Genomic DNA, 23,636 nt, shown 5'->3' on the forward strand with positions numbered 1-23,636 from the left:
ACGGGGGCGACTACTGCTTGACGCTTCCCGCGGTGAGACCTGACTGCCAGAACCGCTGGAGCAGCAGGAAGGCGATGACGATCGGGATGATCGTGAGCAGCGAGCCCATGATCACGAGGTTGTAGATCGGCTGCGAACCCGCGCCGATGGCCTGGGAACTCCACTGGTTCAGGCCGACGGTCAGCGGGTACCACGCCGGGTCGGAGAGCATGATCAGCGGAAGGAAGTAGTTGTTCCAGGTGGCGACCACCGTGAACAGCGCGACCGTCACGATGCCCGGCGCGAGCAGGCGCATCGAGATGGTGAAGAACGTGCGGAACTCTCCGGCACCGTCGATGCGCGCGGCCTCCAGCAGCTCGGTGGGCACCGATTCGGTGGCGAACACCCAGATCAGGTACAGACCGAACGGGCTGATCAGCGACGGGATGATCACCGCCCACGGAGTGTTCGTGAGCCCGAGTTCGCTGAACAGCAGGAACGTGGGGACCGCGAGGGCTGTTCCTGGCACGGCGACCGCGCCGAGCACGATCGCGAACACCGCGGGACGACCGGGGAAGCGGTACTTCGCCAGGCCGTAGCCGGCCATGGTCGCCAGCAGCGTCGCGCCTCCGGCACCGACCACCACGTACAGCAGCGTGTTGCCCAGCCAGCGCAGGAAGATGCCGTCCCGGTAGGCGAAGGTCGCGGCGAGGTTGTCGAAGAACGCGAAGTCGTCGGCGAACCACAGGCCGAAAGAGCTGAAGAGCCCTGACTGCGTCTTGGTCGAGCTGAACAGCAGCCAGACGAGCGGCACCAGCGTGTACAGCGCATAGACGACCATGACGATCAGCAGCGTCTTGGACGACCGTGGGTTCATCGGGTCGTTGCGGCGGCGTGAGGGGCGGGCAAGGGGGAGTGCCATCTCAGCGCACCTCCGACTTCGAGCCGCGCAGTTGCACGACGTAGGCGATCACGGCCGTGATGACGCCCATGATGATGGCGATCGTCGCGGCGTAGTTGAACTGTTGTCCCGCGAACGAGAGGTTGTAGGCGTACATGTTGGGGGTGAAGTACGTCGTGATCACGTTGGGGGCGAGCGGACGCAGGATGTTGGGCTCGTTGAAGAGCTGGAAGCTGCCGATGATCGAGAAGATCGTCGCGATCACGAGGGCACCGCGCACCGACGGGATCTTGATCGAGAAGATCGTGCGCCACGCGCCAGCGCCGTCGAGCGAAGCGGCCTCATACATGTCGGTGGGGATCGTCTTGAGCGAGGAGTAGAAGATCAGCATGTTGTAGCCGACGAACTGCCAGGTCACGATGTTTCCGATCGACACCAGGATCCACTCCCTGGCGAACGGCGTGATGAGGTCGCTGCCGAGGAAGTCGTTGATGTTCGAGGTCAACCCGAACTGGTCGCCGTAGATGTATCCCCACATCAGCACGGCCACGACGGCGGGCACGGCGTAAGGCAGGAAGATCAGGATGCGGAAGAACGAGGCTCCGCGCAGGCGAGCGCTGTCGAGGGCGAGTGCAGCGCCGAGCGCGAGGGCGAGCATGATCGGGACCTGCACGACCAAGAACAGGATCACGCGGCCGAACGCCTCCCAGAACTGCGGGTCGCCGAGCGCGCGGACGTAGTTGTCGAAGCCGACGAACGAGGTGCCGCCGATGAGCTTCTCCTGGAAGAAGCTCAGATACAGCGCGTAGGCGAGCGGTGTCAGGAACACCAAGGCGAACACGATCATGAACGGACCGACGAAGGCCCATCCTCTCCAGTCGCGCTTCTCGCGGCGGCGGATGCCGGCAGCGCCGGGGGCCGCAATGATTTCAGTCGTCATCGACGAGACCTTCTCCAAGTTCAGGCGCTCACTGCGCCGTGTGTCTACGTCAACATATTCGATGCACTGCTAGTGTGTCAACGTCAACACATGAATGGATGATGACCCGTGACCTTGGAACCTTCGACAGAGCAGTCGCAGCGCCGCAGAGAGCCCTCGATGGAGGATGTCGCCCGCGAGGCCGGGGTGTCCGGCCAGACCGTGTCGCGCGTCGTGAACGCCCGCGGCTACGTCGGCGCCGCCACCAGGGAGCGGGTCGAAGAGGCCATGCACCGCCTCGGCTACCGCCCCAACAGTGCGGCCAGGGCGCTGCGATCGGGCCGATTCCGCACCTTCGGTGTCGTGATGTTCTCGTTCAGCTCCTACGGCAACCAGCGCACGCTCGACGCGATCGCCGTGCGGGCGGCGCAACTCGGATACGCCCTCACCCTCATCCCGGTGGAATCCAGCGCGAAGGACACCGTGGTGGGCGCGTTCCGCAGACTCGAAGAGCATGCGGTCGACGGCATCATCATCGTGATCGAGGCGCATCAGCTAGACGAGGCCGACATCGAGATCCCCAGCGGCCTCCCGGTCGTGTTCGTCGACTCGAACCGGACGGCCGAGCATCCCTTCGTCGACACCGACCAGGCGCAGGGTGCACGTCTGGCGACCGAGCACCTGCTCGACCTCGGACACGAGACCGTGTGGCATGTGACGGGCCCCGCGCAGTCGTACTCGGCCGAGCGTCGACGAGAGGCCTGGCAGTCGACGCTGGAGGCTGCGGGACGCCGAGTGCCGGAACCTCTGCCGGGCGACTGGAGCGCCGCTTCCGGATATCAGGCCGGCGTGACGCTCCGCGAGATCGACGGGGTGACCGCCGTCTTCGTCGCGAACGACCAGATGGCGATCGGCGTGCTGCGCGCATTCCGCGAGGCCGGTATCGCCGTGCCGGATGATGTCAGCATCGTCGGCTTCGACGGCCTGCCCGATGCGGCGCAGCTCTGGCCGCCCCTGACCACAGTGCAGCAGCACCCGGAGCGTGTGGGTGCCTTCGCCGTGGACGCGCTCGTCGCCGAGCTCGACGAGGGGGAGCGGCTGCAGACCCCGCTCGTCGGTACCGAGCTCATCGTGCGCGCGAGCACCGCACCGCCGCGGCAGCGCTGAGCCGGCGCGCTCGGCCCTCGGCTGCGGAGGAGAACTCCCCGAGGGGAGGGGAATCAGGCGCGAATGCTCCTCCCGAGACGCGGAACTCCTCGCGAGCTAGACGCCGGTGGCGCCGAGCCGTGACGAGAGCTCGCGCGCGGCGCGCGACACGAACACGCCGAGGGCGTCGAGGCGGTGTCCGATGCGCGCCTTGGGGGCGCTGACGTTCACCGCCGCGACGATGCGCCCCGTGAAGTCCGTGATCGGCGCAGACGCGGCGACGACGCCGAACTCGAGCTCCTCGTCGGAGAGCGCGTAGCCCTGTTCGCGGATGCGGGAGAGCTCGGTGAGGAGACTGTCGAGGTCGGTGACAGGGGCGTTGCCTGGGGGTGGAGCATCGAGGACGGGGAACACTGAGGGATCCGCCTGGTCGAATCGGCCGACCAGTGGCTGGTCCTGTCCGTGATCCTCGTACCACCGGGCGAGAGACTCCTCGTCCCAGTCGCTCAGCAACGCTCGTCCCGAGGGGGTGCGCCACGCGGCGGTGGTGGTTCCGGCCCAGCCCGTCGTCCGCACATCGTGGGGGCTGAGCTCGCTCAACAGGGTGAGCACGTTGCCGCCGCGCAGCACGCACAGATGGCTGGTCTCCCTCGTCGACTGCACCAGTCGGCGCAGGATGCTGCGCGATGCATGTACCAGGGTGGTGCTGGCGGTGTGGGCGGCGAGTGCGTACAGCCGCGGGCCCAGCAGATAGCGCAGCGTGTCGTCGTCACGTTCGACCAGGCCGCTCTCGGCGAGCGTCGCCAGGGTGCGTGACACCACCGCCTTGTCGCGCCCGGTGGATTGTGCGACCTGAGAGACGCCGAGACCTCCGGATCTCAGCGCCTCGTCGGTGCCGAGCAGTTCGAGGATCTCGATGTCGCGCCCCAGGCCGGAGGAGTTCCGGCGGGGAGCGGAGGGTGTCGTGGTCGTGTTCACGGGGTGAGTCTAACCCGGTTCGTTGCCATAGTCACAACAGCCTTTGACGAAATGGTTACACCGGCTACGGTGATGACATCCCGGTACCGGCCTCAACGACGAGACAGGAGCCCTCTTGACCGGATTCAACTGGGAAGACCTCATGGTCTTCCTCACACGTCGCGCAGACGACATCCTCGAGCTGACCCGCGATCACCTCGTCGTCGTGCTCATCTCCGTCGCGCTGGCCGCGGCCATCGGGATCGGGCTGGGCATCCTCGTCCGCAACCGGCGCATCGCCCGGACGACGGTGCTGACCGCCGCCGCCGTCGCGATCACCATCCCGTCGCTCGCGCTCCTCGCCCTGCTCAGCCCGGTCCTCGGCCTCGGCTGGCTGCCGACCGTGGTCGCGCTCGTCTTCTACTCGCTGCTCCCTGTCGTGCGCAACACGGTCGTCGGGCTCCGCGAGGTACCGGTCTCGGTGCTGGAATCCGCACGGGGAATGGGGCTCAGCCCGGCGCGGGTGCTGTTCACCGTGCAGCTGCCGATCGCCTGGCCGGTGATCATGACCGGCATCCGCGTGGCCGCGCAGCTCACGGTCGGCATCGCGGCCATCGCGGCCTACGTCGCAGGCCCCGGTCTCGGCGAGTACATCTTCAAAGGCCTCTCCTCCCTGGGCTCCAAGAACGCCCTCAACTACGCGCTCACCGGCACCGTCGCCGTGATCATCCTCGCGCTCGTCCTCGACGGCATCCTCGTGCTCATCGCCCGCCTCACCACCTCAAGGGGTCTCCGTGCCTGACATCACCACGAACACCGGCGTTCTCACCTCCCTCGCTTCGCAGCAGGGCGGCGTCGACATCGTCCTCGATCACATCACCAAGCAGTACCCGGGGCAGTCGACTCCTGCCGTCGAGGACTTCTCGATGCGCATCGAGCCCGGCGAGCTGGTCATGTTCGTCGGTCCCAGCGGCTGCGGCAAGACCACCACGATGAAGATGATCAACCGCATCATCGAGCCGTCGTCCGGATCCATCCGCATCAACGGCGACGACGTCCTGTCGCTCGACGGCAATGAGCTGCGCCGCCACATCGGCTACGTGATCCAGCAGATCGGCCTGTTCCCGCACTTCACGATCGCCGAGAACATCGCCGTGGTCCCCAAACTGCTGGGCTGGTCGAAGGCGCGCACCGCGGCACGTGTCGATGAACTGCTGAACACGGTGCAGCTCGACCCCGGCATCTTCGCCGACCGCTACCCCCGGCAGCTCTCCGGCGGCCAGCAGCAGCGGGTCGGCGTCGCCAGAGCTCTCGCCGCCGACCCGCCGGTGATGCTCATGGACGAGCCGTTCGGAGCGACCGACCCGATCACGCGCGAGAAGCTGCAGGCGGAGTTCCTTCGGCTGCAGGCCGACATCGGCAAGACGATCATCTTCGTCACGCACGACTTCGAAGAGGCGATCCGGATGGGCGATCGGATCGCGGTGCTGAGCGAGCGCAGCCGGATCGAGCAGTTCGACACCCCGGCACGCATCCTCGCGAACCCCGCCAACGAGTATGTGCGATCGTTCATCGGCGAGGGAGCGGCGCTGAAGCGGCTCGCCCTCATCCCCGTCAGCGGCGCGACCGTCGGCTCACCCGACTCCGACGCGCCCGAGGCCACGATCGGCGAGGAGACCTCACTGCGCGAAGCGCTCGACCTTCTGATCCTCACCGGCGCGCCGCGCATCAACGTCACGCGCGGAGGAGTCGTCGTCGGATCGATCGATCAGGCGGCGATCTCCGCAGCACTCGGAGCACCCGCGCGTCGCACGGAGGGCGAGTGACCATGCAGGCGCCCGATCTCGTGCCCTCTGCGACGACGGTCCTGCAGACGCAGCCGGCGGAGCGACGCGGCATGCCCGTGCTGCTGCGGCGCATGATGCCGCTGATCGTCGTGGCGTCGGTACTGCTGATCACCTTCCTCTGGATCTCGACACTCGAGCTCGACTCGATCGAGCAGCGCACGCTCAACGTCGACTACATCACGGCACGTATCGGCGAGCATCTGATCCTGTCGATCACGGCATCGATCCTGGTGGCGGTGCTGGCCATCCCGGCCGGCATCGCGGTCAGCCGCTCCTCGTCACGTGTGTTCCGCGGAATCGTGATCGGCATCGCGAACATCGGGCAGGCGACACCGGCCATCGGCGTCGTGATCCTGCTCGCGATCGTCTGGCAGACCGGCTTCACGACAGCTCTCGTCGCGCTCGTCATCTACTCCTTCCTCCCGGTGCTCCAGAACACGATCGCGGGTCTCGCCCAGGTCGACCCGAACATCCGGGAATCGGCGCGGGGCATGGGGATGACGTCCGGCCAGGTGCTGCGCCGGGTCGAGCTGCCGCTCGCCTCGCCCGTGATCCTCGCCGGACTCCGCACCGCACTCGTCTTCGCCGTGGGCGTGGCGACCGTGGCGACCTTCATCAACGCCGGCGGCCTCGGCGACATGATCATCAACGGTCTGAAGCTGCAGCGCTATCCGGTTCTCATCGTCGGTGCGGTCCTCGTCGCCGCGATCGCGGTGCTCATCGACTGGGCGGCCAGCGTCGTGGAAGACATCGTCCGCCCCAAAGGCCTCTGAATCATCGACCCTCGCATTCCCTCCCGAAAGGAACCTGCAATGACATCGCGCACCATCGCAACAGCAACACTCGCGGCACTCGCCGCCGGAGCACTCCTCCTCACCGGCTGCACCTCCGGCGGTGCCGGCGGCTCCGGGGCGAAGGGCGACGAGCTCGAAGGCCTCACCGGCGAGATCGGTTCGAAGGACTTCTCCGAGCAGTACATCCTCGCCTACATGACCGCCGAGCTGCTGAACGCCCATGGCGCCGACGTCGAGGCGAACACCAAGCTCGTCGGTTCAGCGAACGTGCGGCAGGCGCTGGAGAACGACCAGTTCCTGGGCTATTGGGAGTACACCGGCACGTCCTGGATCACGTACAACGGCAACACCACCCCGGTGCAGGGGGCCGAGGCGCAGTTCGAGGCGGTGAAGGAGGCCGACGCCGAGAACGGCATCGCGTGGCTCGACCCGGCGCCGTTCAACAACACCTACGCGTTCGCCATCCGTCAGAGCGAAGCCGATGAGCTCGGAGTGAAGACGCTCAGCGACGTCGCGAAGCTCCCCAGCGCCGACCAGACGTTCTGCATCGAGAGCGAGTTCTCGACACGCGACGACGGATGGCCGGGACTGTCCGCGGCATACGGGTTCGACGCCCCCGCGGCCAACGTGACCATGCTCGACACGGGGGTGATCTACACTGCGACCCAGAAGGGCGACGACTGCAACTTCGGCGAGGTGTTCCAGACCGACGGCCGCATCCCTGCGCTCGATCTGGTCGTGATGGAGGACGACAAGGAGTTCTTCCCGAGCTATCAGGGCGGATTCACGCTCAAGCAGAGCACGCTCGACGAGAACCCCGCGATCGCCGACGTGCTGGCCGAGCTCAGCCCGCTGCTCACGACCGAGGTCATGCAGACCCTCAACGCGAAGGTCGACGTCGACGGTGAAGACCCCGAAGACGTCGCGATCGAGTGGCTCGAGGACCAGGGGCTCATCTGATGACCGCCGCTGTGCAACTCGGCGAGAGCTTCGTCGGCGACGGTGTCAACGCCGCGCACATCAACACCGTGCTCGGCCACCGCGACGGGCCGGCGGGGACGGCGTGGGCCACCGCCCTCGCGACCCCCAGCCAGGGTCATGTGCCGTTCGTCGCGGTGCTGCGCCCATCGCTGCCGGTCAAGCCGATGACGCTGTTCGTCACCAAGGCCGCGCCCGCCGGTGACGAACACGGACTCCTCATCTGGGGGCCCGCGCAGGCCGGGGTCGCCGCCGGCGTCGCGGATGCCGTCGCCGACGGGGTCATCCCGCGCGAAGCCGCCGACACGCACGCGGTGATCGCCGCGGTGTGGGTCAATCCGGCCGCTGATGATGCCGAGACGGTCTACCGCAACAACCGTGAGGCGACGCGTACGGCGCTCGCAAACGGCGCGGCTTCGCTACCCGCTCTGGACGAGGTGCTCGCCGCGCGCGATCGCCCCACCAATCCCTTCTTCACCCCCCTCTCCACCACGAAGGACACGTAAGACCCATGAGTTCCCCCACGCCTCCGCTCGCCGAGGCCCTCCCCACCGTCGGGTTCATCGGACTCGGCAACATGGGATCCGGCATGACGAGGAACCTGCAGGCCGCAGGCTTCCCCCTCGTCGTCACGGATCTCCGCCGCGAGTCGGCAGAAGAGCTCATCGCCGGCGGTGCCAGGTGGGGGGAGACGCCACGGGAGGTCGCTGCCATGAGCGACCTCGTCATCACCATGCTGCCGACGCCGAAGCACGTGGCCGCGGTTGCGGCCGGCGCGGAGGGACTCATCGCGGGGCTGCCGGACGGCGGCACCTGGGTCGACATGTCGACGTCGGTTCCTGATGTGCTCGAGGCCGTGCGCATCGAGCAGGCGGGTCGTGGACTGCACCTGCTCGATGCTCCCGTCAGCGGGATGTCGGTCGGGGCAGCCGCCGGCATGCTGCAGATCTTCATCGGGGGAGACGCCACCGATGTGGCCCGTCTGCGCCCGGTGTTCGAGGCGATGGGCGACCCGGAGCGCATCCTCCACGTCGGGGGGCACGGCGCAGGATACGCCGTGAAGCTCATGATCAATCAGCTGTGGTTCTCGCACCTCGTGGCCACCGCGGAGGTGCTCTCGGTCGGGGTCGCCGCAGGGGTGGACCTGGGGGTGCTGCGCGACGCGCTCATCGCCAGTCCGGCGAACAGCACATTCGTCTCCCGCGACGTGCTCTCGATCCTCGACAACGGTGACTACGACGAGGGATTCGCGATCGCGCTGGCGTGCAAGGACCTGGGTCTCTCCGTCGACCTGGCCCGCTCGGTCGGGATGCCGGTCGAGCTCTCCTCGCTCGTCGAGCAGATCTTCCGCCGGGCACGGGCGCAGTACGGCGATCATGCGGGCGAGATGACTCCCGTGCGCCTGTACGAAGAGCTCCTCGGGCGCGACCTTCGTCGGGAGGTGGCCGCATGACCGCCGCCCGTGAGGCCGAACTGCTCGCCTCCCTCCCGACCGGCCTCTTCATCGCCGGGCAGTGGCGCGACGCGCATCCCGGGGCCACATTCCCGGTGCTCGACCCCGCCACCGGAGAGGTACTGGCGCACGTCGCAGACGCGTCGCCGGAAGACGGCGCCGCCGCCCTCGACGCGGCCGCGGCCGCGCAATCCGCGTGGGCGGCCACCGCTCCGCGTGAGCGCGGCGAGATCCTGCGCTGCGCCTTCGAACTGGTCACCGCGCGGGCAGAGGACTTCGCGCTCGTCATGACGCTGGAGATGGGCAAGCCGCTGGCCGAGTCGCGTGCGGAGGTGGCCTACGGCGCCGAGTTCCTCCGCTGGTTCTCCGAGGAAGCGCCGCGCATCTCGGGGCGCTATGCCACCGCCCCTGACGGCCGCAACCGCCTACTCGTCGCCAAGCGACCGGTCGGTCCGAGCCTGCTCATCACGCCGTGGAACTTCCCGCTGGCGATGGCGACGCGCAAGATCGCGCCGGCGCTCGCCGCGGGCTGCACCTCGGTGCTGAAGCCCGCAGCCCTCACCCCGCTCACCGCGCTCCTGTTCGCGGAGGTGCTGCGTGAGGCCGGGGTTCCGGACGGCGTCGTCAACGTCATCCCCACCACCCGCGCCGGAGCGGTGACGGGTCCTCTCATCACCGACCCCCGGCTGCGCAAGCTGTCCTTCACCGGCTCCACCGAGGTCGGCCGTCGACTCATCGCCGATGCCGCGCATCAGGTGCTCCGCGTATCTATGGAGCTCGGCGGAAATGCGCCGTTCCTGGTCTTCGAAGACGCCGATCTCGATGCGGCCGTGGAAGGTGCCCTGCTCGCCAAGCTCCGCAACGGCGGGGAGGCCTGTGTCGCGGCGAACCGCTTCCACGTGCACGAGAGCGTCGCCGAGGAGTTCACCGCGCGTCTGATCGAGCGCATGGCGGGCTACGTCACCGACCGGGGAACCGAGACCGCCTCCACGCTCGGCCCGCTCGTCGACGAGTCCACGCGCGAGAAGGTCGCCGAGCTCGTCGCCGGCGCCGTCGAAGACGGAGCGCGTGTCGCCCTCGGAGGCGTCGTGCCGTCCGGCCGTGGCTACTTCTATCCGGCCACGGTGCTGGTGGACGTGCCGCAGGACGCGCGCATCCTCCGCGAGGAGATCTTCGGGCCGGTCGCCCCCATCACGACGTTCCGCGATGAGGATGAGGCGGTACGGCTGGCGAACGCCAGCGAGTACGGACTCGTCTGCTTCGCCTACACCCGTGATCTCAACCGCGCGCTGCGTCTCGCGGAACGACTGGAGACGGGGATGCTCGGCCTGAACACCGGACTCGTCTCCAACCCGGCCGCGCCGTTCGGTGGCGTGAAGCAGTCCGGGATCGGTCGGGAGGGCGGATTCGAGGGGATCGACGAATACCTCGAGACGACCTACATCGGCATCTCCGATCCTTTCGCCTGAACCCCGCACGTTCTGAAGGAGCCTGCATTGCACATCACTGATTTCTCCCTCGACCTCTTCTCCCTGCGCGGGAGAAGAGCGATCGTCACGGGTGGGAACACCGGACTGGGGCAGGCGTTCACGCTCGCCCTCGCCAAGGCGGGAGCGGACGTCTTCGTGCCGACGCTCTTCGACGACGCCGGCGAGACCGCCGAACTCGTGCGAGCGGAAGGTGGCCGCTACGAGGAGCAGATGATCGACATCACTGCATCCGGAGCGCCCGCCCTGGCGGTCGACGCGTGCGTGGCGGCCCTGGGCGGAGTGGACATCCTCGTCAACTCCGCGGGCATCAGCCGCATCGCCGGAGTCACGGAGTTCGGCCGAGCGGAGTGGGACCCGATGGTCGCGGTCAACCTCACCGCGGCGTTCGACATGGCACACGAGGTGGCGAAGCGGATGATCCCGCAGGGCACGGGCAAGATCATCAACATCGCCTCGCTGTTCTCCTTCCTCGGCGGCCTCGGGTCACCTGCCTACGCCGCGACCAAGCACGGCATCGTCGGACTGACGCGTGCCTACGCGGATGAGCTGGGGGGGACCGGCATCCAGGTCAATGCGATCGCGCCGGGCTACTTCAAGACCCGCATCACCGAGGAATCCCGCTCCGACCCGGCGGTCAACGGCCGCATCATCGCGCACACCCCCGCTGGGCGGTGGGGCGACGTCGCCGACCTCATGGGCGCCACCGTGTTCCTCGCCAGCCCCGCATCCGACTTCGTCAACGGTCACGTGCTGACCGTCGACGGCGGCTATCTCGTGCGCTGACCCGCAGCGCTTCCCATCCACGAACGAACAGGACATCTCTCCCATGGTTGCTTCACGATCCGCCCTCACCCGCGCGGAGATCGTCGACCGACTCCGCGATCTGATCGGCGACGATCAGGTCGAGACCGACGCTCGCGAACTGCGCGAGGCGAGCGTCGACCGCTTCAAGAAGTACACGTCGGTGCACGGGATCTTCGACGGACCGATCCCTGCGGCGATCGCCTACGCCCGCTCCACGGACGATGTCTCCGCGATCCTCGCCTTCGCCGAGGAGAACCTGATCAACGTCGTGCCCCGCACGGGCAGGACCGCGACCGAGGGAGGTCTGGAGACCATCGTCGACGACACCATCGTGCTCGATGGCTCGCGCATGGACGCGATCCTCGAGATCGACCCGATCGACATGATGGTCACCGCACAGTGCGGGGTCCCTCTTCAGGTGCTTGAAGATACCCTGCGTGCGCAGGGTCTGACGACAGGCCATTCCCCGCAGTCCAAGCCGCTCGCACAGATGGGCGGGCTGGTCGCGACGCGGTCCATCGGCCAGTTCTCCACGCTCTACGGCGGCATCGAGGACATGGTCGTCGGCCTCGAGGCGGTGCTCCCCGGCGGACGCGTCACCCGGATCAAGAATGTCCCCCGTCGTGCCGCAGGTCCCGACATCCGGCACATCGTGATCGGCAACGAGGGTGCCCTCTGCGTGATCACCGAGGTGACGGTCAAGGTGTTCCGGTACCAGCCGGAGAACAACCGCTTCCTCGGATACCTCGTCGAATCGCTGCCCGCGGGCGTCGCTGGACTGCGGGAGATCATCGTCGCGGGGTATCACCCGTCGGTCGCCAGGGCGTACTCCGAAGAGGATGCCGCGCAGCACTTCTCGCACTTCGCAGATGGCAAGGCCGTCGTCGTGGTCGTGGCGGAGGGGCCTCAGGGGATCGCCGACGCGACAGCCGACGGTGTGGAGGCGATCTTCGCCGGGATCCCGCATGAGAAGGTCGACCCTGCGCTGATCGAGCACTGGTTCGACAACCTCAACTGGGGTCAGGAGAAGATCGACGCCGAGAAGCGGGAGATGCGGGAGAAATCGCATCTGGGGTACACCACCGAGGTCTCGATCGACTGGTCCGGTGTCGCCGAGCTCTTCGAATCCGTGATGCGCCGGGCGCGGAACGAGTTCCCGCACGCGGCCGATCTCACGATGCTCGGCGCGCACTCGTCGCACAGCTATCAGACGGGGACCAACCTGTACTTCGTGTACGACTACGACATCTCGTGCGAGCCGCGCGAAGAGATCACCGAGTACCACGAGCCGCTCAACGCGATCGTGGTCGAGGAGGCGCTGCGGCTCGGCGGGTCGATGGTCCACCACCACGGCATCGGGAAGTACCGCACGCCCTGGACCCTCGAGGAGCACGGCAGCGCCTTCGAGCTGCTACGGGTGCTGAAGGACGGCATCGACCCCCACGGCATCATGAACCGCGGCACGATCTACCCGCTGGACATAGCGGAGACGGCGTCACCGGCGTGACAGCGACGGCGGGCGGCTACGTCGTCGCCATCGACAACGGATCTCAGAGCACGAAGGTGCTGATCGTAGACGGTGACGGGGTCGTGCACGCCGATGCGCGGGTCCCGCTCCGTCCGTATGCGTCTCCTTCGCCCGGCCGCTGGGAGCACCCGGAAGACGATCTTTGGGACTCTGTGGTCGACGCGGTCCGTGAGGCCCTCGGCCGCTTCGAGGGAGATCTGTCGGAGATCCGCGGGGTCGGTCTGTGCACGATCCGCTTCTGCCGCGCGGTGCTGCGTCGGGATGGGTCTCTTGCGCAACCGGTGATGAGCTGGATGGACGAGCGGCTCCCGCGCGCGTACGAGCGAGAAGTCGACGACGCGGCGTACGTCACGACGTCCTCCGGATACATCGGACATCGGCTCACCGGAGAACGTCGTGACGCGGCCGGGAACTACCAGGGCATGTGGCCGATCGACACCCAACGGTGGGCGTGGAGCGAGGATGCCACGGAGTATGCCCGCACCGGCATGGATCCGGGGATGCTGTTCGAGCTCGTCGCACCGGGGCAGCCACTGGGCCGGGTGACCGCGGCGGCCGCGGAGGTGACCGGGCTGCCCGCGGGCATCCCAGTGATCGCCACCTCGAACGACAAGGCCGTGGAGGCGCTCGGGGCAGGGCTCCGGGATCAGGGTGACGTGCTGCTGTCCTTGGGCACCTACGTGGCCACCATGACCCCGGGCGCCGGACCGTTCGCGCCCCACTCCGATGTGTGGACGAATTTCGCCGCCGAACCGGGTTCCTATCTGTACGAGAGTGCGGGCGTCAGACGGGGGATGTGGACGGTGAGCTGGTTCCGTGATCTCCTCTCCGCCTCAGGTCCGGTGTCGGAGGAGCAGTTGAATCTCGGCGCCGAAGGGGTCCCGCCCGGTGCGGGGGGACTGATCGTCGCCCTCGACTGGCTCGCTCCGGCAGACGAACCTTGGCGTCGCGGTGCGATCATCGGCTTCGACGGCACTCAGGGACGCTTCCACATCTACCGGGCGATCCTCGAAGCTCTCGCGATCGAGACCGAAGCCGCGGATTCACGTGCGCGCCGCGCACTCGGGGTGGAACGCGAGGCGTTGATCGTCACCGGAGGCGGAAGTGCTTCGGGGCCGATGCTCGAGATCCTCGCCGCGGTGTACGGTGTGCCCGTGCGCACCCCCCTGGTGCGAGACGCGGCGGGCATGGGAGCCGCGATCTGTGCCGCAGTCGGCATCGGAATGCACGCGGGGTTCGACGAGGCCGTGACCGCCATGGTCGGCGTCGGCGCGCGTGTGGACGTGCCGAATGACCTCCAGGCGGCGTACCGGGATGTTGTCACGACGTACGCGGGCGTCGTTCCCGGCATCCGTGCACTGTTCGCTCCTCCCGGCTGAGGGGCCGTCGCCGTCCCCTCGCACACACTTGCACGACGGAGTCACGTCTGCACGGAGCATCCGCCCATTCCGTCGTGCAGGTGTGCGGGTGTCGTGCAACTGTGGCCCGAGGGCAGCGCGCTCAGCGCCAGATGGCGGCGATCGCGGCGTTGGCCGCGGTCAGGATGCCGACGAGCCAGAACATGACGGGCGGGATGGCGGCTCCGCGCTTCTGCCGCGCGGTGCCGATGCCGAGCAGCGCCCCGATGATCAGCAGCAGCACGAGCTTCACGCCGATCTTCACGTAGTTCAGTTCGTAGGACATGCCCCACGGAGCGGCAAGGGCCAGCCCGGCGACAGCAGCGATGGCCATGCCGACGCTCATCAGACGGGTGAACTCCCGCTTGCCGCCGAAGGCCTGCACCGCCCAGGCCCCGAAGAGCACGGCGAAGCCGATCAGGTGGGCGAACAGCACGATGTGGCGCAGGGTCTCCATGCCCTCACGCTACGATTCCTGCCGATATTCCGCCAGCAAGGACAGGCTGACCTCAGCCCACGCAGCTGACCTCAGCCGCGCAGCTCCCGCACGAGCAGTGCGGTGCGGAGGGCCGCGTCGGCAGCCTCTGCGCCCTTGTCCTCCTTGGACCCCTCGAGTCCGGCGCGGTCGAGTCCCTGCTTCTCATCGTCGAGGGTGAGTACGCCGAACCCGACGGGCTTGCCGGCGTCCAGGGCGACACGGGTGAGGCCGTCGGTGGTGGCGGCCGACACGTACTCGAAGTGCGGAGTCCCTCCGCGGATGATCACGCCCAGCGCGACGACCGCGTCGGCTCCGCCGGCGAAGGCCGCCTGCGCGGCGAGAGCGAGCTCGAACGACCCGGGCACCCTCACCAGCCGGTGCGTGGCCTGCGCCTCGGTCAGCACGCGCTCCGCGCCCGCGATGAGACCGTCGGTGATGACGTCGTGCCAGGTGCCGGCGACGATGACGACATGCAGTCCCCGCCCGTCGATGTTGCCGGTTGCGGGTGCTCCTGCGCCGCTCATGCGTGGTCCTTTCCTTCTGCGAGAGCCTCTGCGAGCTCGTCCGCACCGATGATGTGACCCATGCGGTCACGCTTGGTCTCGAGGTACTGATGATTGTTGGGTCCGACGCCGACGATCAGCGGGACCTGCTCGACGACGTCCAGACCGAGTTCGCGCAGCTGCTTCACCTTGTCGGTGTTGTTCGTGAGCAGACGCACCTTCGATACGCCGAGGTCGGTGAGGATCCCTGCCGCTGCCGCATACTCCCGCGCGTCTGCCGGGAGTCCGAGTGCGAGGTTCGCGTCGACCGTGTCGAGACCCTCCTCCTGCAGGCTGTACGCGCGCAGCTTGTTGATCAGACCGATGCCGCGCCCCTCGTGGCCGCGCATGTAGATGACGATCCCGCCGTCCTTCTCGATCGCGTCCAGTGCGGCGTCGAGCTGAGGCCCGCACTCGCACTTGAGCGAACCGAAGGCCTCTCCGGTGAGGCACTCTGAGTGCACGCGCACGAGTGCCGTCTCGCCGAGCTCGCCGGAGACGACCGCGATGTGGTCGGTGCCGGTCACCCGGTCCTTGTATGCCAGGAAGCGGAAGGTCCCGTGCGTCGTCGGCACCGTCGCGTCGGCGTGCAGGCTGACCCGTCGGTGCACCCGCGGTCCGGACTCGTCCTGGGGATCGATCTCGTTGAGGTGCGCGATGAGCTGCTCGATCGTGATGACCGGCACCCCGTCGCGCGCGCCGAGCTCGATCAGCCCAGGCAGGCGCATCATGCTGCCGTCCTCTGCGACGACCTCGGCGATCGCGCCGACCGGCTGCAGCCCGGCGAGACGCATCAGGTCGACGGCGGCCTCGGTGTGACCGCTGCGCTCGCGCACGCCGCCGTCGACGGCGCGGAGCGGCAGCACATGGCCGGGGCGGATGATGCTGAGCGCCGTGGACTGCGGGTTCGCCAGCACGTTGAGCGTGTGGGCGCGGTCGTGGGCGCTGATGCCGGTCGTGACGCCTTCCGCGGCGTCGACGCTCACGGTGTACGCGGTGGAGCGGGCATCCTCGCTGGCGGCGACCATGGGCGGAAGGTTCAGGTTGTCGGCGAGGTCGGTCGGCATCGGTGCGCAGATGAATCCGGACGACCAGCGCACGGTCCAGGCGACCCACTCCGGCGTCGCGAGCTCGGCCGACAGGATGACGTCGCCCTCGTTCTCCCGGTTCTCGTCGTCGGCGACCAGCACGGGGCGGCCGGCGCGCAGCGCTTCCAGCGCCTCGGGGATCGTGGAAAGGCTCATCGCGAGCCTCCTTCCGGTGCGGCGCGGAACGCGAGCAGGCGCTCGACGTGCCGGGCGAGGATGTCTGTCTCGAGGTTGACGCGGTCGCCGACAGCGCGCGAGCCGAGCGTGGTGGCGGCGAGTGTCTCCGGGATCAGCGACACTTCGAACCAGTGCGCGAGGGACCCCGCACCTTCGTTCTGGGTCCCTGAGCTTGTCGAAGGGCTCACGGCGCTCACGGCGCTCACGGTGAGCGAGGTGCCGTCGACGGAGATCGAGCCCTTGTCGACCACGAGTGGCGCGAGGTCTGCGGGGAGGCTGATCCGCAGCACACTCCACTGCGCGCCGGGGCGCACCTCGAGCACGTCGCCGGTGCCGTCGACGTGACCCTGCACGATGTGTCCGCCCAGGCGGGCGCCGACCGGCATGGCCTTCTCGATGTTCACGCGCGTTCCGACGGTGGCGCTGCCGAGCGCCGCCACGTCGAGCGTCTGCTTCATCACGTCGGCGTCGAAGGTGTCCGGCGTGGAGCCGACCACAGTCAGACACACGCCCGAGACCGCGATGGACTCGCCGTGAACCGCATCCGCGGCCGCACGGGGTGCACGCACGGTGAGTCGCCACCCGTCACCGGCGGATGCGATGGCGGTGATCTCGCCGATCTCCTCGATGATTCCCGTGAACATCAGACGGCTCCTTCGTTCTCGACCGCCGGATGGGCGATCGCCAGCAGATCGGCGCCCAGAGGCACCCATTCGTCGACCGTGAGGCGGTGCGCCTCTCCGATCGTCGAGACCCCGACATCGGTCAGCGCGACGCGGCGTCCGCCCAGCAGCACGGGCGCGACATAGGTCAGCACGCGGTCGAACAGCCCTGCCGCGATGAAGGCGCTGGCCAGCGTCGGCCCGCCCTCGATGAAGACGCGCTGCATGCCTCGGCTGTGCAGATCGGCCAGCACCGTGCGCAGGTCGGCGGTCTCGTAGAAGAGGGGCTCGTGAGGGTGGCGCCGTAGCGCCGCATCCTCGGGCGTCCGGCGCGTGCCGATCACGACGGGCACGGGCTGGTGCGGCAGCAGCGTGTCACCGTCGCGTGCGGTCAACGCGGGGTCGTCGGCGAGCACGGTGCCCGTGCCGACCACGATGGCATCGGAGGCGGCGCGGCGGCGATGCACATCCGCCCTCGCCTCGGGGCCGGTGATCCACTGGCTCGTCCCGTCGTCGGCCGCGGCGCGACCGTCGAGGCTCTGCGCCCATTTCACGGTCACGTGCGGTCGTCCCAGACGCTGCGCGGTCAGCCAGCCTTCGATCAGAAGATGCGCGGCATCGGCCTGCTCACCGGCCTCCACGTCGACCCCTGCGTTGCGCAGCCGGTCAGCTCCGCCGCCGGAAGCCGCCCCGGGGTCGTCGAGTGCGTAGACCACCCGGGCGATGCCGGCTTCCTGCAGCGCGACAGCGCAGGGGCCGGTGCGGCCGGTGTGGTTGCACGGCTCCAACGTCACGACGGCGGTCGCACCGCGCGCTGCGCCCGGGGCGAGCTTCGAGAGCGCGTCGACCTCGGCGTGCGGAGTACCGGCACCGTGGTGCCAGCCTTCGGCGAGCACCTCACCGGTGGGGGAGAGGATGACGGCTCCGACCTGCGGGTTCACGCCGCGGGGCCCGAGCGCAGCGAGCTGCAGGGCACGAGTCATGGCCCGGCGCTCGGTCTCGTTCACTGCCATCCGTCGTCCTCCTGTGAGGCTCCGGGGGATGCAGAACGCGCGCACGGCGGCGCCTCGTGCTGCCTCCCTTCCGGACTAGCGAGGTTTCCCTCGCATCACCGTCGGTCCCGGATTTCCACCGGATCGGCACCGAGGTCTCCCTCAGCGCTCGCGGACTGTCACCGCCGGTTCGGATTCACACCGACCCCGGAGCACGTTGATGCTCTGAGTGTACTCAACACATCCGTGGGGGATTCATTCCGCGTCATATACCCGTCACTTCAGCGAGCGAGCGGTCCGGCAACGCGCTCACTTCAACAGACGGGAGAGCCGACGGTCTGCGAGAGGCTTGCCGCCGGTCTGGCAGGTGGGGCAGTACTCGAGCGAACGGTCGGCGAAGAACACGCTGCGCACCGTATCGCCGCAGACCGGACAGGTCTCGCCACGCCGTGCGTGCACCTGCATGCCGCGGCGCTTGGCATCCTTCAGGTCGGCAGGGGGCTTGCCTGATGCTTCGGTGACAGCTTCCGTCAGCGTCTGCTGCATCGCCGCGAACAGGCGATCGATGTCGTCGGGGGTGAGCGTCGCGGCGATCGCATACGGGGACATGCGCGCGGCATGCAGGATCTCGTCGGAGTATGCGTTGCCGATGCCGGCGATGACGGACTGGTCGCGCAGCAGCCCCTTGATCTGCGTTCGCCGCCCTTCGAGCAGCGCGGCGAAGGCATCGCGGCTGAACTCGTCAGCGAGAGGATCCGGCCCGAGACGGGCGATCCCAGGCACCTCCTGCGGGTCGCGCACGACGTACACCGCGAGCGACTTCTTGGTGCCGGCCTCGGTCAGATCGAATCCGCTGCCGTCGTCGAGCGCCACACGCAGCGCGATCGGCGTCTTGCCCTGCTTGATGAGCGTGGCAGGCAGCGCCTCGTACCAGCGCAGCCAGCCCGCCTTCGCGAGATGGAACACGAGGTGCAGTTCCTCTCCGCACGAGAGCACGACGAACTTGCCGAGCCTGGCCGCCGCCGTGATCTCGGCGCCGTGCAGCGCGGTGATCGGCGGGTCGTACGTCTTCAGCGCGGCGATCGCAGCGACACTCGTGCGGGTGATCGTGCGGCCGACGGCGCGCTCGCCGAGGAACACTGCGAGTCCATGTACCTCTGGCATCTCCGGCATGAGGTCATCCTGCCACCGGCATCCGACATCGTCACCCCTCCATCCGGGGGAGGACGCTCAGAGCACCGGCCACTCCACAGGCGTGCGGTCGTCGTCGCGCAGCAGCCCGCCGAACCACCCGTCATCGCGACCGCGCGGGCTCGTCAGCGCCTGACGCTGCACCCCCTCGTATCGGAAGCCGAGTGCTCGCGCCGTGCGGGCTGAGGGTACGTTGCCGGCGACGGCCCGCCAGCTGATGCGGACGAGGCCGAGCTCGCGGAAGCCCCAGTCGATCACGGCACGCGCAGCTTCGACGACGTAACCGTGACCTCGCCCCTCCGCGGTCACCCAGAACCCGATCTCCGCCTGGTCGCCGGTGTGGTGGGTCGTGATGTCGTGCAGCCCGATCATCCCGACCAGGTCGTCACCGACTCGTATCGCCCAGACGGCCTCGGCTCGATCGGCCCACCACTCGTCGACGCGACGCACGAAGTCCTCCCCGTCCGCCCGGCTGTACGGGCTCGGCACCGTCGTCCATCGGGTGATCTCGGGGTCCTGGCATGCCGCGGTGATCGCGTCGACATCGTCGTCCGTCGGTGCGGACAGCACGAGTCGCGCGGTCTCGAGTGTCACTTTCTCCATCCGCACACGGTACCGGCGCGATGGGAGGGATGCGGCAGCGCCTCGATGTCGGATGCCGCGACTAGGCTTGTCCGGTGACTGTTCCGGGGATTCTGCGCGCCTTGGACGAGGCGACTCTGTACCGCGATGCCCTCAGCTGGGCGCAGACCGATGCGGATCTCGGCCTCGTCGACGGCCTCGACGCGCCCGTGCTCGCGGGCCTGCTCGAGAAGCGCGCGACATCGGGGCATCCGGCGTCGCTGCTCATCGTCGTGCCCACAGGGCGCAGGGCCGAGAGCGTCGCCCAGGCGATCGGCTCGTACCTGCCGAGCGCCGACGTGCACACGTTCCCCGCGTGGGAGACGCTTCCGCACGAGCGGCTCAGCCCGAGCCCTGACACGGTGGGTCAGCGCCTCCAGACGCTGCGACGCATCGCGGACTGGTCGGGCGACCACCCGCTGGTCGTCGTCGCCTCGGTGCGTGCGGCACTGCAGCCGATCGCCGGCAATCTCGGCGAGATCGCGCCGCTGGAGCTGGCGATCGGAAGTCGGGGCAACGATCTCGACGAGGTCGTCGAACAGCTCGTCGAGCGTGCGTACTCCCGTGTCGACATGGTGTCCCGCCGCGGTGAGTTCGCGGTGCGCGGCGGCATCCTCGACGTGTTCCCTCCCACCTCCGAGCACCCGTACCGCGTGGAGTTCTTCGGCGACGAGATCGATCAGATCCGCGCCTTCTCGGTCGCCGATCAGCGCTCGCTCCCCGGCGATGTTCCCGGTGTCGATCTGCCCCCGAGCCGCGAGCTCCTGCTCACCGCAGACGTCCGCGATCGCGCCCGCGCATTGATCAGCGGCTTCCCGGCGATCTCGGGCATGCTCGAGAAGATGGCCGAGGGCATCCCGGTCGAGGGCATGGAGTCGCTCCTGCCTGCGGTGTCCGGACCCCTCAAGTCGCTCGCTGACTACATGCCGGCCGGCAGCGCCACCGCGGTCGTCGACCCCGAGCGGTCCACGGCCCGCGCCATCACGCTCGGCGAGACGAACCGCGAGTTCCTCGACGCCGCCTGGAGCGCGGCCACCTCCGGCGCCTCGGCCCCGATCGATCTCGGTGCCGGAGACTTCCTCACGATCGGGCAGCTGCGCGAAGCCGTGCGCGACCGCGGCGGCGTGTGGTGGCGGCTGAGCCCGTTCGGTGCGGGTCTGGGCGAGGGCGACGTCGAGGCCACGAACCTCGATGCTGCCGTGATCCCCTCGTTCCATGGCAACGTCGACGGCGCGATCTCCTTCGTCGAGGCCAAGGTCGCAGACGGCTGGCGGGTCGTCGTGATCGCCACCGGCAACGGCCTCGTCGACCGTGCGCGCGATGTGCTCGCCGACCGCGGCATCGCCGCACGGATCGTCGAGTCGCTGCTCGAGGCGCCGGAAGGCGGCGTCGCGACGCTGATCGCCGGTGGAGTCGAGGCGGGTTTCCAGCTCGCCGAGGCCAAGCTCGCGGTCCTCACCGACAACGAGTTCTACGGCCGCACGATCGGCGGTGACCAGCGCGTCGTCAAGAAGCTGGCGTCGCGGCGCAAGAACGTCGTCGACCCGCTGCAGCTCAAGAACGGCGACTTCGTGGTGCACTCGACCCACGGCATCGGGCGCTTCGTCGAGATGACGCAGCGCGAGGTGTCGACGGGAGGCCGCAACGCCACCAAGTCCGTGCGCGACTACCTGGTGCTGGAGTACGCGCCCTCCAAGCGCGGCTACCCCGGCGACAAGCTCTACGTGCCGACGGATCAGCTCGACCTGCTCTCGAAGTACGTCGGCGGCGAGGCCCCGACCCTGTCGAAGATGGGCGGGAGCGACTGGTCGCAGGCGAAGGGCAAGGCGCGCAGGGCCGTTCGCGACATCGCGGTCGAGCTGGTGAAGCTGTACTCCGCGCGGATGAGCGCGAAGGGTCATGCGTTCGGTCCTGACACACCGTGGCAGCGTGAGCTGGAGGAGGCGTTCCCGTTCGCCGAGACCCCCGATCAGCTGCAGACGATCGACGAGATCAAGGCCGACATGGAGCGGCCGATCCCGATGGACCGACTGTTGAGCGGCGACGTGGGCTTCGGCAAGACCGAGGTCGCGGTGCGTGCGGCCTTCAAGGCGATCCAGGACGGCAAGCAGGTCGCCATGCTGGTGCCGACGACCCTGCTGGTCAAGCAGCACCTCGAGACCTTCACGGAGCGCTTCGCCGGATTCCCGGTCAAGGTGCGTCCGCTGTCGCGGTTCCAGACCGACAAGGAGGCCAGACTCACTCTGCAGGGTCTGCTCGAGGGGTCGGTCGACATGGTGATCGGCACCCACCGCATCCTCACCGATCAGGTGATGTTCAAGGACCTCGGTCTCATGATCATCGACGAGGAGCAGCGGTTCGGCGTCGAGCACAAGGACGCGCTGAAGAAGATGAAGACGAACGTCGACATCCTCGCCATGAGCGCGACCCCGATCCCGCGCACGCTGGAGATGGCGGTCACCGGCATCCGCGAGATGTCGACGCTCGCCACCCCGCCGGAGGACCGGCATCCGATCCTGTCGTTCGTCGGGCCCCGCAGCGACAAGCAGATGGGTGCGGCGATCCGTCGCGAGATCCTCCGCGAGGGGCAGATCTTCTTCGTGCACAACCGTGTGTCGTCGATCCAGCGCGTCGCGAGCGAGCTCGCCGAGCTCGTCCCGGAGGCGCGGATCGCCGTGGCGCACGGGCAGATGGGCGAGCATCAGCTCGAACAGGTGGTCGACGACTTCTGGGAGCGCAAGTTCGATGTGCTGGTGTCGACCACGATCATCGAGACCGGCCTGGACATCTCGAACGCCAACACGATCATCATCGACCGCGCTGATCGCTACGGTCTGTCGCAGCTGCACCAGCTGCGAGGACGAGTGGGCCGAGGGCGCGAACGGGCATACGCCTACTTCCTCTACGACGAGATGAAGCCCCTGAGCGAGACCGCCGCCGACCGCCTGCAGACCATCGCGGTCAACAACGAGCTCGGCTCCGGCATGCAGGTCGCCCTGAAGGACCTCGAGCTGCGCGGCGCGGGCAACCTGCTCGGCGCCGAGCAGGCGGGCCACATCGCGGGTGTCGGTTTCGACCTGTACCTGCGCATGATCGGCGAGGCCGTCGCCACGTTCCGGGGTGAGGAGGTCGAGACCGGGCAGGAGCTGCGGCTCGAACTGCCGCTCGACGCGCGCATCCCCGAGGATTACATCGACAGTGAGCGCCTGCGTCTCGAGGCGTACCAGAAGCTGTCGGCGGCATCGGCCGCGACCGCGAAGGACGACGCGATCGACCTCGTGATCGAGGAGCTCACCGACCGCTACGGCACCCCGCCACCCGAGGTCGAGGGGCTCCTCGCGATCGCACGGCTGCGTCGTCGTGCCGCGCGCATCGGGCTCACGGATGTCGTCGTGATGGGGTCGAACCTGCGCATCGCGCCCGCCCACCTGGAGGACTCGATCAAGGTGCGCCTCCAACGCCTGTATCCGAAGGCCAAGCTCGTGGCCGGTGGCGATGCGCTGGTCGTGCCGATGCCGACGGTGCCGGCCGCCGTGGGCGTGGGGCTCGATCCGCTTCCGGATGCAGAGCTGCTGCAGTGGGTCGGCCAGCTCTTCACCGCGATCTTCCCGGAGCCCGCCAAGCCCGAGTAGTGGGGGTTTCGGTGTCGGCCGTGCGACGACACGATGCTGAGACCGGACGACACCACTATC

At 68.3% G+C, this 23,636-nt stretch carries 22 protein-coding genes and 1 riboswitch; of the genes, 12 read left to right on the forward strand and 10 right to left on the reverse strand.

All coding sequences use genetic code 11. The features are described from left to right. Positions 1–10: 10 nt before the first annotated feature. Both MRBLWO12_RS02495 and MRBLWO12_RS02500 read right to left on the reverse strand, forming a co-directional pair. Positions 11–856, reverse strand: coding sequence for a carbohydrate ABC transporter permease (locus MRBLWO12_RS02495; RefSeq protein ID WP_141873240.1), 846 nt, complete (start codon positions 854–856; stop codon positions 11–13). 46 nt (positions 857–902) lie between these two features. Then, a complete protein-coding gene (locus MRBLWO12_RS02500) occupies positions 903–1,820 on the reverse strand; it encodes a carbohydrate ABC transporter permease (protein WP_363552370.1) in 918 nt (305 codons plus the stop codon). Positions 1,821–1,979: 159 nt separating this feature from the next. Here MRBLWO12_RS02500 and MRBLWO12_RS02505 point away from each other — a divergent pair, with 159 nt between their 5' ends. Then, on the forward strand, positions 1,980–2,966 hold the full coding sequence (locus MRBLWO12_RS02505; RefSeq protein WP_363558496.1) for a LacI family DNA-binding transcriptional regulator: 987 nt from the start codon (positions 1,980–1,982) through the stop codon (positions 2,964–2,966). A gap of 96 nt (positions 2,967–3,062) precedes the next feature. Here the strand turns inward: MRBLWO12_RS02505 and MRBLWO12_RS02510 are convergent, their stop codons facing one another. Further along, a complete protein-coding gene (locus tag MRBLWO12_RS02510; RefSeq protein ID WP_363552372.1) occupies positions 3,063–3,923 on the reverse strand; it encodes an IclR family transcriptional regulator in 861 nt (286 codons plus the stop codon). A 115-nt stretch (positions 3,924–4,038) separates the two neighbouring features. Here MRBLWO12_RS02510 and MRBLWO12_RS02515 point away from each other — a divergent pair, with 115 nt between their 5' ends. The 10 genes from MRBLWO12_RS02515 to MRBLWO12_RS02560 are packed head-to-tail and all read left to right on the forward strand — an operon-like array spanning position 4,039 to position 14,175. After that, positions 4,039–4,704, forward strand: a complete 666-nt coding sequence (locus tag MRBLWO12_RS02515) for an ABC transporter permease (protein WP_363552374.1) — start codon at positions 4,039–4,041, stop codon at positions 4,702–4,704. Next, positions 4,697–5,728 carry an ABC transporter ATP-binding protein gene (locus MRBLWO12_RS02520; protein ID WP_363552376.1) on the forward strand — a complete coding sequence of 344 codons (1,032 nt, stop codon included), beginning with the start codon at positions 4,697–4,699 and terminating at the stop codon, positions 5,726–5,728. Before MRBLWO12_RS02515 ends, MRBLWO12_RS02520 begins: the two co-directional genes overlap by 8 nt. Before the next feature lie 2 nt (positions 5,729–5,730). Beyond that, on the forward strand, positions 5,731–6,522 hold the full coding sequence (locus tag MRBLWO12_RS02525) for an ABC transporter permease (RefSeq protein ID WP_363558498.1): 792 nt from the start codon (positions 5,731–5,733) through the stop codon (positions 6,520–6,522). 39 nt (positions 6,523–6,561) lie between these two features. After that, positions 6,562–7,503: a glycine betaine ABC transporter substrate-binding protein gene (locus MRBLWO12_RS02530; RefSeq protein WP_363552378.1), complete on the forward strand. Its 942-nt coding sequence runs from the start codon at positions 6,562–6,564 to the stop codon at positions 7,501–7,503. Next, positions 7,503–8,027 (forward strand): formaldehyde-activating enzyme, encoded by a 525-nt coding sequence (gene fae / locus MRBLWO12_RS02535; RefSeq protein ID WP_363552380.1) that lies wholly within the window; start codon positions 7,503–7,505, stop codon positions 8,025–8,027. Before MRBLWO12_RS02530 ends, fae begins: the two co-directional genes overlap by 1 nt. Positions 8,028–8,032: 5 nt before the next feature. Then, positions 8,033–8,974, forward strand: coding sequence for an NAD(P)-dependent oxidoreductase (locus MRBLWO12_RS02540; RefSeq protein ID WP_363552382.1), 942 nt, complete (start codon positions 8,033–8,035; stop codon positions 8,972–8,974). Continuing rightward, positions 8,971–10,443 carry an NAD-dependent succinate-semialdehyde dehydrogenase gene (locus MRBLWO12_RS02545; protein ID WP_363552384.1) on the forward strand — a complete coding sequence of 491 codons (1,473 nt, stop codon included), beginning with the start codon at positions 8,971–8,973 and terminating at the stop codon, positions 10,441–10,443. Before MRBLWO12_RS02540 ends, MRBLWO12_RS02545 begins: the two co-directional genes overlap by 4 nt. 27 nt (positions 10,444–10,470) lie before the next feature. Next, a complete protein-coding gene (locus MRBLWO12_RS02550) occupies positions 10,471–11,247 on the forward strand; it encodes an SDR family oxidoreductase (protein ID WP_363552386.1) in 777 nt (258 codons plus the stop codon). A 43-nt stretch (positions 11,248–11,290) separates the two neighbouring features. Next, on the forward strand, positions 11,291–12,775 hold the full coding sequence (locus MRBLWO12_RS02555; protein WP_363552388.1) for an FAD-binding oxidoreductase: 1,485 nt from the start codon (positions 11,291–11,293) through the stop codon (positions 12,773–12,775). Next, the gene (locus MRBLWO12_RS02560) at positions 12,772–14,175 is read left to right on the forward strand and encodes an FGGY-family carbohydrate kinase (protein ID WP_363552390.1); all 1,404 of its coding nucleotides are present in this window, start codon (positions 12,772–12,774) and stop codon (positions 14,173–14,175) included. Before MRBLWO12_RS02555 ends, MRBLWO12_RS02560 begins: the two co-directional genes overlap by 4 nt. Before the next feature lie 121 nt (positions 14,176–14,296). Here MRBLWO12_RS02560 and MRBLWO12_RS02565 read toward each other — a convergent pair whose 3' ends face one another. From MRBLWO12_RS02565 to MRBLWO12_RS02595, 7 genes are all read right to left on the reverse strand, one after another. After that, complete coding sequence (locus MRBLWO12_RS02565; RefSeq protein ID WP_363552392.1) at positions 14,297–14,650, reverse strand: Fe-S protein; 354 nt, start codon at positions 14,648–14,650, stop codon at positions 14,297–14,299. Positions 14,651–14,721: 71 nt separating this feature from the next. Further along, positions 14,722–15,195 (reverse strand): 6,7-dimethyl-8-ribityllumazine synthase, encoded by a 474-nt coding sequence (gene ribH / locus MRBLWO12_RS02570; RefSeq protein WP_363552394.1) that lies wholly within the window; start codon positions 15,193–15,195, stop codon positions 14,722–14,724. Continuing rightward, complete coding sequence (ribA, locus tag MRBLWO12_RS02575; protein ID WP_363552396.1) at positions 15,192–16,457, reverse strand: GTP cyclohydrolase II; 1,266 nt, start codon at positions 16,455–16,457, stop codon at positions 15,192–15,194. Before ribA ends, ribH begins: the two co-directional genes overlap by 4 nt. After that, positions 16,454–17,122 (reverse strand): riboflavin synthase, encoded by a 669-nt coding sequence (locus tag MRBLWO12_RS02580; protein ID WP_363552398.1) that lies wholly within the window; start codon positions 17,120–17,122, stop codon positions 16,454–16,456. The genes ribA and MRBLWO12_RS02580 overlap by 4 nt, the downstream gene beginning before the upstream one ends. Further along, the gene (gene ribD / locus MRBLWO12_RS02585; RefSeq protein ID WP_363552400.1) at positions 17,122–18,153 is read right to left on the reverse strand and encodes a bifunctional diaminohydroxyphosphoribosylaminopyrimidine deaminase/5-amino-6-(5-phosphoribosylamino)uracil reductase RibD; all 1,032 of its coding nucleotides are present in this window, start codon (positions 18,151–18,153) and stop codon (positions 17,122–17,124) included. Before ribD ends, MRBLWO12_RS02580 begins: the two co-directional genes overlap by 1 nt. A gap of 53 nt (positions 18,154–18,206) precedes the next feature. Continuing rightward, positions 18,207–18,351: riboswitch (FMN riboswitch) on the reverse strand. 90 nt (positions 18,352–18,441) lie between these two features. Then, the gene (locus MRBLWO12_RS02590) at positions 18,442–19,305 is read right to left on the reverse strand and encodes an Fpg/Nei family DNA glycosylase (RefSeq protein ID WP_363552402.1); all 864 of its coding nucleotides are present in this window, start codon (positions 19,303–19,305) and stop codon (positions 18,442–18,444) included. A gap of 57 nt (positions 19,306–19,362) precedes the next feature. Beyond that, a complete protein-coding gene (locus tag MRBLWO12_RS02595; RefSeq protein WP_363552404.1) occupies positions 19,363–19,926 on the reverse strand; it encodes a GNAT family N-acetyltransferase in 564 nt (187 codons plus the stop codon). Between the two features lie 74 nt (positions 19,927–20,000). Between MRBLWO12_RS02595 and mfd the strand changes: the two genes are divergently transcribed. Beyond that, the gene (gene mfd / locus MRBLWO12_RS02600; protein WP_363552406.1) at positions 20,001–23,576 is read left to right on the forward strand and encodes a transcription-repair coupling factor; all 3,576 of its coding nucleotides are present in this window, start codon (positions 20,001–20,003) and stop codon (positions 23,574–23,576) included. Positions 23,577–23,636: the final 60 nt, after the last annotated feature.

Source organism: Microbacterium sp. LWO12-1.2 (assembly GCF_040675875.1).
Classification (GTDB): Bacteria; Actinomycetota; Actinomycetes; order Actinomycetales; family Microbacteriaceae; genus Microbacterium.